We start from the raw sequence: 14,342 nt of genomic DNA on the forward strand, positions 1-14,342 counted from the left end.
CCGTGGCAACGAGTTACCCCGGCGCGTCCGTGCGCCGAGCACACGGCGAATCGGCACTCCGGAGCGGTACCTGAGCCGTTCCGCCGAACTGGGGACCTTGGTCCGTCAGGCGGAGAGGATCAGGCCGCTCGTCGGGACCCCGGTGCCGGCGGTGACGAGCACGTTCGCGACCGCGTCGACCTGGTTCACCGAGGTTCCGCGGACCTGCCGGACGCCCTCGGCGATGCCGTTCATGCCGTGGATGTACGCCTCGCCGAGCTGGCCCCCGTGAGTGTTCAGCGGCAACCGGCCGCCGAGCTCGATGGCGCCGTCGCGGACGAAGTCCTTCGCCTCGCCGCGGCCGCAGAAGCCGAGCTCCTCGAGCTGCATCAGCACGTACGGCGTGAAGTGGTCGTAGAGCACGGCCGTCTGGATGTCGTCCGGGGAGAGCCCCGACTGGCGCCACAGCTCGCGGCCGACGACGCCGATCTCGGGGATCCCGATGTCGTCGCGGTAGTACGACGTCATCACGTACTGGTCCGGCGCGCTGCCCTGGGCGGCCGCCGTGATCGAGACCGGCTTCTGCTTCAGGTCCGCCGCCCGCTCCGGGGTGGTGACCACGATCGCCACCGCGCCGTCGCTCTCCTGGCAGCAGTCCAGCAGGTGCAGCGGCGCCGCGATCATCCGGGACGCCTGGTGCTCCTCGAGCGTGATCGGCTTGCCGTGGAAGAACGCCTTCGGGTTCGTCGCGGCGTGCTTGCGGTCGGCGACCGCGACGGCGCCGAAGTCGGCCGAGGTGGCGCCGTACTCGTGCATGTAGCGGGTCGCCTGCATCGCCACCGTCGCCGCGGGCGTGGACAGCCCGTAGGGGTAGGTGAAGGCGTTGTCGAGGCCGTTGGTGTTCACCTGGGTGGCCGCCCAGCTGGAGACCTGGCCGAACCGCATCCCGGAGCGCTCGTTGAAGCCGCGGTAGCAGACCACGACGTCGGCGACCCCGGTGGCGACCGCGAGGGCCGCCTGCTGGACGGTGCCGCAGGCCGCGCCGCCGCCGTAGTTGATCCGGCTGAAGAAGCGCAGGTCGCCCATGCCGAGCTCGCGGGCGACCGCGATCTCCGAGGAGTTGTCCATCGTGAAGGTGACCAGGCCGTCGACGTCCTGGGTGGACAGCCCGGCGTCCTGGAGCGCGTCCAGGACGGCCTCGCAGGAGAGCTGCAGCTCGGAGCGGCCGGACTCCTTGGAGAACTCGGTCGCGCCGATGCCGGCGATCGCGGACTTGCCCTTCAGCGTGCGGCTCACTGCACTCCTCCCACGAGGGTCACCTTGGCGTTGACGTGGTTGCCCAGCGAGACCACCCCGACGACGTCGACCGTGACCGTGCCCGGAAGCGAACCGGCGGCGTCCGCCGCGTTCTCCACGACCGTGCCGGTGAAGGTCATCGTGTCGTAGGGGTACGCCGGCGCGCCGAGCCGCAGCCCGCAGGAGGTGATCCGGAAGTCCGGACCGACCGCGTCGCGGGCCCAGTCGCCGACGTACTTCTGCACCAGGCCGGTGGTGGTGAGGATGTTCATGAAGATGTCCTTCGAGCCGTGCCCCTGGGCGAGGTCGCGGTCGTGGTGGACGTCCTGGAAGTCCCGGGTCGCGATCGCCGTGGAGACGATCAGCGTCGGGGTCAGCGGGAGCTCCCACTCCGGGAGCCGCGTACCCGTGGCGGTCACGCGGTCACCTCCCACTGCGCGAGCGTCAGGTCGTCGTCGATCTGCTCGAACACCACCCGCACGGGGGCGCCGATCGCGATGTTCTCGCGGTTGCCCTGGACCTCTCCGACCATCCGGAGTCCTTCCTCCAGCTCGATCAGCGCGAGGGTGATCGGCAGTTCCTTGCCCGGCAGCTGCGGGGCGTGGTGGACCAGGAACGAGAAGACCGTGCCCCTGCCGCTGGCGACCACGTAGCCGCGGTCGGCGGTGTGGCAGGTCGGGCACATCGGCCCGGGCGGGTGCCGCAGCTCACCGCAGGCGTTGCACTTCTGCAGCCGCAGCTCGCCGGCCTTCGTGCCCTCCCAGAAGTACGCGGTGTCCCGGTTCATCTGCGGGCGGACCAGCTTGGTCTTGTCGACACGCGGCTTCCGCTGGGCGGGCTTGAACTTGAGCACCCGGAACAGCATCGTCGCGACGGCCTCGCGCTCCTCACCGCCCTGCTCGTTCTTCTTGGCCACCCACCAGGTGTTCAGCGTCGAGACGAAGTAGCCCTCGCCGACGCCGGTGACCTTGGGGCCGACGACCGACTCCAGCCTCGTGGTGATCGAGATCTGCTCGCCCACCTTCACGTCGCGCAAGTAGGTCTGGTCGCAGTTCGTGCCGAGCACGGACTTGAACCCGGCCGCGTCGAAGATCTGCATGGTTCCGTGCAGCGGGTCGTCGGCCGGACGGGTCGGGTCGAGCCCGTACATCGTCCAGACCTGCGCCATCGCCGGCGGGGCGATCCCGTCGCTGTAGCGCGGGTCGGTCTCCCCCATCGCCTCCAGCCAGTTGTTGATCATCGGCTGGTTGATCGGGTCCCGGGCCTCCCGCGGCGCGGTCTCGCCCATCGCGAACATCTTCTCGACCGCGGCCATGATCCGGTCGTGGTCCCAGGTCTCCTGGGCCGTCTCCTGGGGCGCGTCGGTCCCGCTCATCGGGGGACCTTCGGCAGGCCGAGGCCGAACATCGCGATCAGCTCGCGCTGGACCTCGTTGACGCCACCCCCGAAGGTGAGCACGAGGTTGCGCTTGGAGGTCGCGTCCAGGAAGTGGAGCAGGGTCGCGGTCTCCGGGTCGGCCGGGTCGCCGTACGCCGAGACGATCTCCTCGAGGTCCAGACCCAGGCGCTGGACCTCGTCGGAGGCGAACACCTTCGACGAGGACGCGTCCGCGACCGCGGCGAGCCCGGTGGCGCCGCCGCCCGCACCGTGCCCGTGGGTGCCCGCCGGCGCGGCCACCTGCCAGTTGAGCAGCTCGTTGACGCGGAACGAGACGGTGACCCGGGCCAGGGTGTCCCGGACCGCCGGGACCTCCAGCAGCGGGGTGCCGTCGGGGGCGGTCTTGTCCTGCGCCCAGGCGATCACCTCGTCGCGCAGGCCCTCCAGGCGGCCGGCCGGGCCGAGCATGATCCGCTCGTGGTTGAGCTGGGTGGTGATCAGCTTCCAGCCCTGGTTCTCCTCGCCGACGAGCATGTCGGCCGGGACCCGGACGTCGTTGTAGTACGTCGCGTTGACGTGGTGCGAACCGTCGCAGGTGACGATCGGCGTCCACGAGTAGCCGGGGTCCTTGGTGTCCACGATCAGCACCGAGATGCCCTTGTGCTTGGGCGCGTCCGGGTCGGTGCGGACGGCCAGCCAGATGTAGTCGGCGGCGTGGCCGCCGGTGGTCCACATCTTCTGGCCGTTGACGATCCAGTCGCCGGTCGCGGGGTCCTTCCTGGCGGCGCAGCGCAGCGACGCCAGGTCGGTGCCCGCGTCGGCCTCGGAGTAGCCGATGGCGAAGTGCACGTCGCCGGCCAGGATGTCGGAGAGGAACATGTCCTTCTGCTTCTGGGTGCCGAACGACTGCAGCGTCGGGCCGACCGTCTGCAGCGTCACCGACGGGAGGTGCACGTCGGCGCGGGCGGCCTCGTTGGCGAAGATCTGCTGCTCGATCTCGCCGAGCCCCTTGCCGCCGTACTCGACCGGCCAGCCGACGCCCATCCAGCCGTCGCTGCCCATCTGCTTGATGTTGCGGTGGTACGCCGGGCCGTGCCGGTCGGTCATCATCTCGAGCTTGTCCTCGTCGCTGACCAGCGTCGAGAAGTAGGCGCGGACGTCGTCCTTGAACGCGCGCTGCGCCTCGGTGAGCTCGAGGTTCTTGCCGGCGCCCTCGGCGACCGGGACCTGCGCCAGGGTGGCGTTGCGGCCGCCGAGCAGGCGGGCGACGTCCTTGGCGCGGGAGAAGTAGCGGTGCAGCGGGTAGGTCTCGTCGACCCCCATGCCGCCGTGCAGGTGGTGACAGGTCTGCAGCGCGGCCGGGACCCGGTCGGTGAACCAGGCCGCCCCGACGGCGAGGTCGTCGTCGGCCGGCAGGCTCTCAGCGACGCGCCAGGCCGCACCCTGGGCGGCCAGCGAGGTCATCCGGGCGACCACGAAGACGTCGGCGATCTGGACGGCGACGGCCTGGAACTCGGCGAGCTTGCGGCCGAACTGGCCGCGCTCCTTGATGTAGCCGGCGGTGAGGTCGAGCGCGCCGGCGACGAGGCCGTCGCCGAGGAGCAGCAGGCCGGCGATCGCGTGCTCGCGCAGGACGGCGTCAGCCTCCTCGGGGAGCACCTCGACGGCCGGGGCGGCGTCGAAGACGTAGCCGGTCTGGAGCCGCGGCTGGTCGGTCGCGGGGACCGAGGCGGAGGCGAAGTTCGCGGTCGCGGTGACGCCGGGTCCGGCCGGGTCGACGAGCACCACGCCGGCGTCGGTGGAGACCAGCAGCAGCGTCGAGCCGGGCAGGACGGCGACGTCGGTCTTGTGGCCGGTCACGGTGCCGTCGCGCAGGGTGGTCCGGGGCGCGGTCGGGAGCGCGGCACCGGGCTCGTTCAGCGCCGGGGCCAGGAAGAGCTTGCCGGCGATGACGTCGGGGATCAGCCGCTCGGCCTGCTCCGGTGTCGCGGTCGCGCCGAGGGTGAGCAGACCGCAGGCCAGCGTCTCCCAGACGGGCAGGTCGACGGCACGCTTGCCGACCTCGTGGAGCAGCACGCCGACCTCGGGAAGGCCGAGGCCCTCACCGCCGTACGCCTCGGGGGCGGCCAGACCGAGCAGGCCGGCGTCCGCGCAGGCCTCCCAGGTCGCGCCACCCTTGTCGAGGACGTCGGAGACGACCGAGCGGATCTCGTCCAGGACTTCGGGGTCCACACCTGCTCCCTTCGCAGAACTTCGCTGCACCAAACTTCTCGGCTCCCAAAAATGGAACCTGTTCTAGTCTAGCGTGAGTGGCACCGTTCGGGGCAGTACCCGGAGCAGGACGAGACCCAGGAGTCAGTGTGGCCCTTCCGACCTTGCCGACGCTGCTCCGCGAGATGGTCGACGTCCCCGAGGTGATCGTCCCCAAGGGCCGCTGGCTGGACCTCCCCGGCCGCGGGCGGACCTGGCTGACCGACGTCCCCGGCCCCACGCCCGACGCTCCCACGGTGATCCTGCTGCACGCCGTCGGCTGCACCGGGCTGCTCACCTGGTTCCCGGTGATCCCGAAGCTCTCCGCCAAGTACCGCGTGGTCGTCTTCGACCAGCGCTGGCACGGCCGCGGCATCGTCTCGGAGCACTTCTCGATCCGCGACTGCGCCGACGACGTCGCCGCGGTCGCCGACGCCCTCGACCTGGACCGCCCGGTCGTCGCCGGCTACTCGATGGGCTCGATCGTCGCCCAGCGCTGCTGGCGCCAGCACCCCGACCGCTTCGGCGGCCTGATCCTGGCCGCCACGACCGACCACTTCCGGACCACCGGCACCGAACGGCTCTTCCACCAGGGCATGGAGCTCGGCATGGGCGCGCTGCGCACGCTGTCGCGGTCGAAGACGATCACGGTCGCGGCGAAAGCGACCACCGAAGTCCTCCTCGACCCCACCGACACCCACCAGTGGGCGCTCGCGGAGTTCCGCAGCACCAGCTCGTGGGCCGTGGCCCAGGCGGTCGCCTCCCTCGGCCGGCACCACTCGACGCCGTGGCTGGCCAAGATCGACCTCCCGACCGCGGTCGTGGTCACCCGCAAGGACCGCGTCCTCGGCCCCGAGCGCCAGCGCGGGATCGCCGCGCTCATCCCCGGGGCGACCGTGCACGAGGCCGACTGCGGGCACGCCGGCTGCGTCCTCGACCACACCCACTTCGTGCCGGCGTTCCTGGAGGCGGTCGACACCACGATGGGCCGGCGCACCAGCCGGATCCGGGCTGCCCATCCCGCTGGTTGAGGAGGGCGGGCAGCGCCCGTCTCGAAACGTCAGCCGACGGTCGCGGCGTACAGCGCGTCGAGCTCCTCGGGGAATTTCGCGGCGAGCGTCTCCGGCTCCGGCATCGCGTCACCGCAGGCGATCACGCCGAGGTTCATCCGGCCGTCGTAGCTCATCACGGTGACGTTCAGGCCGGCCCCGTGGAAGACCGGGCCGAGCGGGTAGAAGCCGACGATCCGCGCGCCCAGGAAGTACATCGGGACCGGCGGGCCGGGCACGTTGGAGATCACCAGGTTGTGGATCACCGGGCCCTTGTTGGCCAGCCGGAGCTTGGCCACCGCACGGACCGCCAGCCCGAAGGTGCGCGGCGCGGCGAACTCGGCCCAGTCCTGCAGGGTGTCGGCGGGGATGGCCTTGTGGTGCTCCTTGGCGTTGGCGTTCGCCGCGGCCAGCTGGTGCAGCCGCTCGACCGGCTCCTCGACGTCGGTGCCGAGCCGGGCGAAGAGCGAGGAGACCTTGTTCGTGCCGCCCGTGCGGGTCGACGTCCCGTGCACCGAGACCGGGACGCTGGCCAGCAGCGAGGACTCCGGGAGCTCGCCGCGCTCCTCCAGGTAGCGCCGCAGCGCTCCCCCGCTGATCGCGAGGACGACGTCGTTGACGGTGGCGCCCTCGACCGAGTGCCGGATCTTCTTGATCCGGTCCAGCGAGAGGTCGGCGTACGCGACCCGGCGGCGGGTGCCGATGTTGCCGTTGAACGAGGTCCGGGGCGCGGTCAGCGGCGCGGCCATCGCCGTACCGCTGGCCGCCCGGCCGATGGTCTTGGTGATGACCGAGGTGGTCGGCAGCACCAGCCGGACCGCCCGCACCGGCTTGCGCAGGTTGTTGAGCATGCCGCGGCCGAAGAGCTCCCAGTCGCCGGGCGCGTCGCCCGCGGGCGGCGTCTTCTCGGCGAGGTCGAGCAGCGGAGCGTCCGGCTCCAGGCTGCAGAGGAACGAGACCAGGTTGGCGCCCGAGACGCCGTCCACGCTGGCGTGGTGCATCTTGGTGAACACCGCGATCCGCCCGGACTCGAGGCCCTCGATGATCCACATCTCCCAGAGCGGGCGGGACCGGTCCAGCGGGATGCCGGCGAGGTGACCGCAGAGCTCGCGCAGCTCCTCGTCGCCGCCGGGCGCGGGGACGGCGAGCCGGTGGACGTGCCGGTCGACGTCGAAGTCGGCGTCGTCGATCCACACCGGGTGGTCGATCTCGAGCGGGATCTCCTTGAGCTTGCGGCGGAACGCCGGGATCTGCTCGAGCCGCTTCTCCAGCGCGGCCTTCATCTCCGGGTAGGAGTAGCCGCCGGGCATCGTGGCCGGGTCCAGGAGCAGGATGCCGCAGACGTGCATCAGCTGCGCCGAGCTCTCCAGGTAGAGGAAGCTGGCGTCGAGGCCGCTGAGACGTTCCATGCGGACATCATATCGAAACTGAAACACGTTCTCGTTCTCGTCCAGACCAGTCCCCGGGCCGGGCCGTAGGACGACCAGTACGCTCGCTCGCATGGGATTCGGACGTCGCCGGCTGGTCACCGCCCTCCTCACCGCCAACGCGGTCAAGCCGCTGAGCGGCTGGCTCGGCCCGCTGGGCTTCGCCGCCGGCTGGCCGACCAGCGAGCTCGCCCCGCAGCTGCTCGCCCTGACCGCCGTCGACAGCGCGCAGGCCGTCGTCCGCGGCAAGGCCAGCAAGACCGGGCTCCTGCTCGCCGGCGCCAGCGCCGCCGGGCTCGCCTACCTGATCGCCGGCTCGCGCCGCGCCGGCGCGATCGCCGAGGAGGCCCTGGTGAACTCACTGGGCCCGGACTACCGCGACCTGCTGCCGCTGCACACCGAGGACGACGACCTGCCGACGCCGCTGCGCGACCTGGCCCGGCCGTTCGCGATGCAGCGCCCCGACGTCGAGGTCATCCGGGACATCAACTACCGCGACGGCGGCACCCGGGCCCGGCTCGACATCTACCGCCCGCGCGGCGTCGACCTCACCAACGCCCCGGTGCTCGTCCAGGTGCACGGCGGCGGCTGGACCATCGGCGACAAGTCCCAGCAGGGGCTGCTGCTGATGAACCGGATGGCCCGCCGCGGCTGGGTCTGCGTCGCGATGAACTACCGGCTGGCGCCGAGGAACCCGTTCCCGGCGCAGATCGTGGACGTCAAGAAGGCGATCGCCTGGATCCGCGAGAACATCGCCTCGTACGGCGGCGACCCGTCGTACCTGGTGATCACCGGAGGCTCCGCCGGCGGTCACCTCGCCTCCCTGGCGGCGCTGACGTCGGACGTCAAGGAGTACCAGCCGGGCTTCGAGGAGGCGGACACCCGCGTCGCCGCCTGCGTCTCCTTCTACGGCGTCTACGACCTGGCCGGGCTCACCGGCGACCGGGCCGCGATCGACATGCGCGACCGGTTCCTGGGGCCGCGGGTCTTCAAGATGGACCCGAAGACCCAGCTCGCCGAGTTCGAGCTCGCCTCACCGATCGCGCACGTCACGCCCGACGACCCCGACTTCCTGGTCCTGCACGGCACCTACGACGGCCTCGTCTCGATCCGGCAGGCCCGGGCCTTCGTGGCGAAGATGCGCGCCGTCTCCGAGGGCGTCACCTCCTACGTCGAGCTCCCCGGCACCCAGCACGCGTTCGAGGTGTTCTCCTCGATCCGCAGCCAGGGCGTGATCCGGGCCGTCGAGCGCTGGCTGGAGTGGCACCGCCACAACCGCCGCGAGGCGACCAGTGACCACCCGGTGACCGCCCGGTGACCGACGGGGCCTAACCGCGCGGCAGGCCCAGGATCCGCTCCCCCGCGACGTTGCGGAGGATCTGCGTGGTCCCGCCCGCGATCGACAGGCAGCGGTTGCGCAGGAAGAGGTCGTTGGCGGCGAGCGCGCGCTCGCTGGCGGTGAACATCTCCGCTCCGAGCAGCTCCATGGCGAGCTCCGCGGAGTCCTGGCGGCTGCGGACGCCGACCAGCTTGGCGACGCTGGACTCCGCGCCCGGCCCCTGACCGGCGATCGAGCGGAGCGTCGACCGCATGGCCAGCAGCTTGACGACCTGCGCCAGGGCGATCGCCCGGCCCACCTTCTCGGCCGCGCTCGGGCTGCCGACCTCGTCGAGCAGGTCGACCGCCAGCTCGACGCTGTCGCCGAGCTTGGAGCCGGCCATGGCCACCCGCTCGTTGGCCAGCGTGGTGACGGCGAGACGCCAGCCGCCGTTGATCTCGCCGACGACGCAGTCGTCGGGGACGAAGACGCTGTCGAAGAAGACCTCGTTGAACAGCGCCTCGCCGGTCAGCTCGCGCAGCGGCCGGACATCGATGCCGGCGGACTTCATGTCGACGACGAAGTAGGTGATGCCGGCGTGCGGCTTCGCCTCGGCGTCGGTGCGGGCGAGGCAGACGCCCCAGTCGGCACGCTCGGCGATCGAGTTCCAGACCTTCTGGCCGGTGAGCAGCCAGCCGCCGTCGGTCCGCTCCGCCTTCATCCGGAGCGAGGCCAGGTCGGAACCCGCGCCGGGCTCGCTGAACAGCTGGCACCAGGTGATCTCGCCGGTCAGCGTGGGCCGCACCCAGCGCTCGCGCTGCTCGTCGGTCCCGCCCTCGAGGATCGTGGGCGCCGCCCAGGCGCCGATCACCAGGTCGGGTCGTTCGACCCCGGCGCTCCCCAGCTCCTGGTCGATGACCAGCTGCTGGACCGCCCCGGCGCCGAGCCCGTACGGCGTCGGCCAGTGCGGCGCGAGCAGCCCGGAGTCGGCGAGCGCGGCCCGCCGGTCGGCCTCGGCCAGCGCGCCGATGCGCTGCGCCTCGGTGCGGGCGGCCTCGCGGAACTCCGCGTCCTGGCCGCCGAAGTCGATGTCGCCGGAGCGGCGGACGCCGTCGCGGGCGCACGCGGCCAGCTCTGCCGCGAACGCCCCGGTGTCCCCCACGAAGGCGCGCAGGGCGATCGCACGGCGCAGGTAGAGGTGGGAGTCGTGCTCGAAGGTGAAGCCGATGCCGCCGAGGACCTGGATGCAGGCCTTCGCGACCTCGACCGCGCCGTCGAAGCAGATCGTGGCCGCGACACCCGCGGCGAACCGCGCCTGGTCCCCGCCGTGCTCGGCCGCCTCGGCGGCGTCCCAGGCGGCCGCCGTCACGCTCTCGCTGATCTCGAGCATCTCGGCGCAGAGGTGCTTGACGGCCTGGAAGGCGCCGATCTTCTTGCCGAACTGCTCGCGGACCTTCGCGTACTCGACGGCCGTGTCCAGGCACCAGCGGGCGATACCGGAGGCCTCGGCTGCGGCGAGCACGACGAGCTCCAGGGGCGCGCCGGCGGAGGCGCAGGTCGGCAGGCCGGCGGTGTCCGCACCGTCGAGGACGACCTCGCCGACGCCGCGGGTCAGGTCGACCGACTCACCCGGTCGGACCTGCACCCGGTCGGCGGGCACGAGGACGTGGCCGCGGTCGGTGGGGACGGAGAGGTGGGTCGCGGTCGCGGCGTCCAGGACGGCACGCGGGTCCACGCCCAGACCGACGGAGATCCGGCCCCCGGCGATGCCGGCGCGCAGGTCCGCGTCGTCGTACATCAGGCCGGCGACGACGGTGGTCAGGAACGGTCCCGGGACGAGCGCGTAGCCGGCGGCCTCGACGGCGACGGCCTGGTCGAGGAGAGTGCCGCCGCCCCCGCCGACGGACTCGGGCAGCGCGATCGTGGAGAGCCCCATCTCGGCCGGGAGCGTGGCCCACGGCGCGAGCGCCTCCGGGTCGGTCTCCGCCGCGCGGACGGCCGCGATCGAACCCTGGCTCTCGGCCCACTTGCGGACCGTCGCCGCGAGCTCGGTGTGATCGTCACTGATACCGATCGGCATGCGCTCTCCTGGCTGTGCTGGTCTCAAACTAGAACGTGTTCCAATGATGCCATGGATATCGTCAGCCGCGTGAGTTCTGAAGCCCCGATGGATCCCGCCCTGCTCGAGCACGCCCTCGCCGCCAAGGGCTTCATGCCGCTGGACGAGGGCGACTTCCTCTACCGCACCGCGGTGGAGAACCTCGGCGACGGCCCGGCCCTGGAGATCGGGACCTACTGCGGCAAGTCCGCGATCTACCTCGGCGCCGCCGCCCGGGAGACCGGCAGCACCGTCTACACGCTCGACCACCACCGCGGCTCCGAGGAGAACCAGGCCGGCTGGGAGCACCACGACACCAGCGTCGTCGACCCCGAGTTCGGGCTGATGGACACGCTGCCGACGTTCCGCAAGACGATCGCCCGCGCCGGCCTGGAGGACGAGGTCGTCGCGGTCGTCGGCCGCTCCACGACCGTCGCCCGGCACTGGCGTACGCCGCTCGCCCTGCTCTTCATCGACGGCGGCCACTCCGAGGAGCCCGCCCAGGCCGACTACACCGGCTTCGCCCCCTGGGTGCAGCCCGGCGGCGTCCTGGTCGTCCACGACGTGTTCGAGCGTCCCGAGGACGGCGGCCAGGCGCCGTTCCACGTCTGGCAGCGCGCCGTCGCGAGCGGCGACTTCGAGCCCGCCGGCACCGTCGGCTCGATGCGGGTGCTGCGCCGGATCTGAGCCGACTCCGGCCCCGGTCAAGGGCCCGGTCAGGGGCCCGATCAGGCTGACCGGTGGGCGATCGCGTCAGCCTCGACCGAGGTCTTCCCGAGCTCGACGACCGCCTCGTCGAGCGCGGCCGCCAGGTCGACCAGGAGCGGCCCGGCCGGCCCGACGTCGCCGGTCTCGGCCATCTGCTCCAGCCCCAGCGCCACCGCGGCGACCCGCCGCGCGCCCAGGTTCGCGGCGCTCCCCTTGAGCCGGTGCGCGTCCGCCCGCAGCGCGGCCGCGTCCCGCGCCCGCCAGTCCCGGCGCAGCGCCGCGAGCTGCTGCGTCGCGCTCGCGGTGAAGTTGTCGATCGCGCGCCGGATCAGCGGCAGCGCCTCGACGCCCATCTCGGCCAGCTCCTCGATCCGGGAGGTGTCCAGGACCGGTTCCGGACACAGTGCGGACCCGTGGTCCGGCACCGCCACCGGCCGGTGCCCGCGTGCCTCGCAGGGCCCGCAGTCCACGCCGAGCTGGCCGGAGAGGACCTCGCGCAACGCCTCCAGCCGCAGCGGCTTGGACAGGAACCCGGTCATCCCGGCGTCCCGGCAGCGCTGCTCCTCCCCGATCGTCGCCGACGCGGTCAGCGCGATGATCGGGATCCGCGTTCCCGGCGCCTCCGACTGCCGGATCAGCCGGGTCGCGGCGAAGCCGTCGACCCGCGGCATCTGCAGGTCCATCAGGACCGCGTCGAAACGCCCGGCCGCGGCCCGCGCCGCGCCCGCGGCCCCGTCAGCGGCGACCTCGCTGGTGCAGCCGAGGAGCTCGAGCATCCCGACCGTGACCAGCTGGTTGACCTCATTGTCCTCGACCACCAGCACGTGCCCGTGGCTGCGCTGGCCGTCCGCGGCGACGGCCGCGACGACCGGGCGGGACATCAGGGCGGGCGGGCGGAACCGTCCGGTGAACCAGAAGGTGCTGCCGACGCCCGGTGTGCTGTCGACCCCGATCTCGCCGCCGAACGCGGTGGCGAGCTGTTGCGCGATCGCCAGCCCGAGCCCGGTCCCGCCGAACGTCCGGTTCGTCGAGGCGTCGGCCTGGCGGAAGGGCTGGAAGACCCGCTCCGCCTGCTCGGCGTCCATCCCGATCCCGGTGTCGCTGACCTCGACCCGGAGCAGCACCTCCGCGACACCCACCTCCGCGCCGACCCGGACCCGCACCCGGCCCTCGTGGGTGAACTTGACCGCGTTGGAGACCAGGTTCGAGATCACCTGGCCGAACCGGCTCGGGTCGCCCTCGAGGTACCGCGGCACCTCCGGCTCGACCTCGACCTCCAGGGCGATCCCCCGGGTCAGGGCGTCGGCGGCGAACAGGTCGCGGATGCCGGCCACCACGATCGACGGCTGGAACTCGACCGCCTCCAGCTCCAGCCGGCCGGCCTCGATCTTGGAGAAGTCCAGGATGTCGCTGATCAGCACGAGCAGCGCGCGACCGGCGCCCTGCATCGCCTCGGCGAGCTCGCGCTGCCGCCGGTCGAGCCCGGTGTGCAGGAGCAGGTCGTTGAGGCCGATGACGCCGTTGAGCGGCGTCCGGATCTCGTGGCTCATCATCGCCAGGAACTCGGACTTGGTCTGTGAGGCCGCCATCGCGACGTCGCGCGCGGCCGCGAGCTCGGCGGCGGCACGGTCGCGGACGGCGACCTGGGCGAGCTCGCCGGCCACCTGCCGCGACAGCGAGCGGAGCATCTCGTGCCGCTCGAACCGGGAACGCGCCGTGACCACCACGATCGCCACCGGATCGTCCTCGACCCGGACCGGGAAGGCGATCATCGGGTGCTCGACGACCACGTCCTCCTCGAAGACGGTTCCGTCCGCGAGCAGCGCACGCTCGGCGACGGCGGCCTCCAGGGCGTTCGGCGGCATCGCGTCGTCCGGCCCGATCCGGTGGGACCGGAGGCCGTCGGGGGTGACGTCGAAGACGACGCCGCGCTGCCAGTCGTGGTGGGCCAGCAGCACGGACCGGGACGCGGCCAGCGCGTCGTCGAAGGTGCTGGCCTGGTTGGCCGCCGTCGCGATGTGCTGCATCAGCGTGTTGAGCTCGACCGCCTCGAGCAGGTTCAGCTCGGCCTTCTTCAGGTCGTCGACGTCCTGCATCGTGCCGCCGAGCCGGGTCGGGGTGCCGTCCTCGGCACGTTCCAGGGCCCGGCCCACGGCCCGGACCCAGCGGAACGAGCCGTCGCGGAGCCGCACGCGCACGTCCATACCGCGCTCGCCGGGCTCCTCCAGGATCTGCTGCCAGCGGCCTGCGACCGCCTCCCGGTCACCCTCGGCCAGGATGTCGAGGAACGTCTCCAGGCTCGGCACGAAGGTCGCCGGGTCGACGTCGAGGACGTCGTACATCGCCGCGGACCAGGTCACCTCGCGCGGGTCGGTCCGGATCTCCCAGCTGCCCAGCCGGGCGATCTGCTGCGCCTCGTCGAGCTGGGAGCGGCTCCTGCGCAGCTCGCCGAGCAGGATCCGGCGGCGCGAGTCGTCGGTGAGCCGGTGCAGGTACCCGACCAGGGCACCGGTCGCGTCGAAGAGCGGCTGCTCGCTGACCAGCAGCGGGACCGGGCTGCCGTCGGGCCGGCGGTAGACGCGCTCCCCGTCGATCGGGCGCAGCGCGTCGGCGTCGCCGGCGCGGAGACGTTCCATCCGGCGCTCGAACCCGGCGCGCTCCGGGTCGTCGAGCACGTCGGCGAGCCGCAGCACCCGGACGTCGGCGGCGGTCCGCCCGAGCAGCTCGCCGACCCGGGCGTTGGCGAACACGGTGCGCCCGTGGTCGTCGACGACCCACAGACCGTCGGTCGAGGACTCGACGATCTGGCGGTGGATCTCGGCAGGTTCCGGCACCCGTGT

10 protein-coding genes are annotated in these 14,342 nt (G+C 72.3%); 3 read left to right on the plus strand and 7 right to left on the minus strand.

Going from position 1 to position 14,342, the window contains the following annotated elements:
• Positions 1-105: 105 nt before the first annotated feature.
• Genes AB4Y76_RS12185 through AB4Y76_RS12200 form a run of 4 tightly spaced genes read right to left on the minus strand, consistent with a single transcriptional unit; the run spans position 106 to position 4,884 of the window.
• Positions 106-1,275, minus strand: coding sequence for a lipid-transfer protein (locus AB4Y76_RS12185; RefSeq protein WP_441925569.1), 1,170 nt, complete (start codon positions 1,273-1,275; stop codon positions 106-108).
• Complete coding sequence (locus AB4Y76_RS12190) at positions 1,272-1,694, minus strand: beta-hydroxyacyl-ACP dehydratase (RefSeq protein ID WP_441925571.1); 423 nt, start codon at positions 1,692-1,694, stop codon at positions 1,272-1,274. The genes AB4Y76_RS12185 and AB4Y76_RS12190 overlap by 4 nt, the downstream gene beginning before the upstream one ends.
• Positions 1,691-2,650, minus strand: coding sequence for a bifunctional MaoC family dehydratase N-terminal/OB-fold nucleic acid binding domain-containing protein (locus tag AB4Y76_RS12195; RefSeq protein ID WP_441925573.1), 960 nt, complete (start codon positions 2,648-2,650; stop codon positions 1,691-1,693). Before AB4Y76_RS12195 ends, AB4Y76_RS12190 begins: the two co-directional genes overlap by 4 nt.
• Entirely contained in the window at positions 2,647-4,884 is a 2,238-nt protein-coding gene (locus AB4Y76_RS12200; protein WP_441925575.1) for an acyl-CoA dehydrogenase, read from the minus strand. Before AB4Y76_RS12200 ends, AB4Y76_RS12195 begins: the two co-directional genes overlap by 4 nt.
• Before the next feature lie 128 nt (positions 4,885-5,012).
• Between AB4Y76_RS12200 and AB4Y76_RS12205 the strand changes: the two genes are divergently transcribed.
• The gene (locus AB4Y76_RS12205; protein WP_441925576.1) at positions 5,013-5,933 is read left to right on the plus strand and encodes an alpha/beta fold hydrolase; all 921 of its coding nucleotides are present in this window, start codon (positions 5,013-5,015) and stop codon (positions 5,931-5,933) included.
• 29 nt (positions 5,934-5,962) lie between these two features.
• Here AB4Y76_RS12205 and AB4Y76_RS12210 read toward each other — a convergent pair whose 3' ends face one another.
• Entirely contained in the window at positions 5,963-7,360 is a 1,398-nt protein-coding gene (locus AB4Y76_RS12210) for a WS/DGAT/MGAT family O-acyltransferase (RefSeq protein ID WP_441925578.1), read from the minus strand.
• Between the two features lie 91 nt (positions 7,361-7,451).
• Between AB4Y76_RS12210 and AB4Y76_RS12215 the strand changes: the two genes are divergently transcribed.
• The gene (locus AB4Y76_RS12215; protein WP_441925579.1) at positions 7,452-8,696 is read left to right on the plus strand and encodes an alpha/beta hydrolase fold domain-containing protein; all 1,245 of its coding nucleotides are present in this window, start codon (positions 7,452-7,454) and stop codon (positions 8,694-8,696) included.
• A gap of 10 nt (positions 8,697-8,706) precedes the next feature.
• Here the strand turns inward: AB4Y76_RS12215 and AB4Y76_RS12220 are convergent, their stop codons facing one another.
• On the minus strand, positions 8,707-10,776 hold the full coding sequence (locus AB4Y76_RS12220) for an acyl-CoA dehydrogenase family protein (RefSeq protein ID WP_441925581.1): 2,070 nt from the start codon (positions 10,774-10,776) through the stop codon (positions 8,707-8,709).
• Between the two features lie 69 nt (positions 10,777-10,845).
• Between AB4Y76_RS12220 and AB4Y76_RS12225 the strand changes: the two genes are divergently transcribed.
• Positions 10,846-11,481, plus strand: a complete 636-nt coding sequence (locus tag AB4Y76_RS12225; protein ID WP_441925583.1) for a class I SAM-dependent methyltransferase — start codon at positions 10,846-10,848, stop codon at positions 11,479-11,481.
• 41 nt (positions 11,482-11,522) lie between these two features.
• Here the strand turns inward: AB4Y76_RS12225 and AB4Y76_RS12230 are convergent, their stop codons facing one another.
• A complete protein-coding gene (locus AB4Y76_RS12230; RefSeq protein ID WP_441925585.1) occupies positions 11,523-14,336 on the minus strand; it encodes an ATP-binding protein in 2,814 nt (937 codons plus the stop codon).
• Positions 14,337-14,342: the final 6 nt, after the last annotated feature.

This window comes from Marmoricola sp. RAF53, from assembly GCF_052114005.1.
Lineage (GTDB): Bacteria > Actinomycetota > Actinomycetes > Propionibacteriales > Nocardioidaceae > Marmoricola.

Coding starts and splice junctions, on each gene's coding strand:
- AB4Y76_RS12195 (WP_441925573.1), bottom strand. CDS start 2,650: ATGAGCGGGACCGACGCGCCCCAGGAGACGGCCCAGGAGACCTGGGAC.
- AB4Y76_RS12210 (WP_441925578.1), bottom strand. CDS start 7,360: ATGGAACGTCTCAGCGGCCTCGACGCCAGCTTCCTCTACCTGGAGAGC.
- AB4Y76_RS12215 (WP_441925579.1), top strand. CDS start 7,452: ATGGGATTCGGACGTCGCCGGCTGGTCACCGCCCTCCTCACCGCCAAC.
- AB4Y76_RS12220 (WP_441925581.1), bottom strand. CDS start 10,776: ATGCCGATCGGTATCAGTGACGATCACACCGAGCTCGCGGCGACGGTC.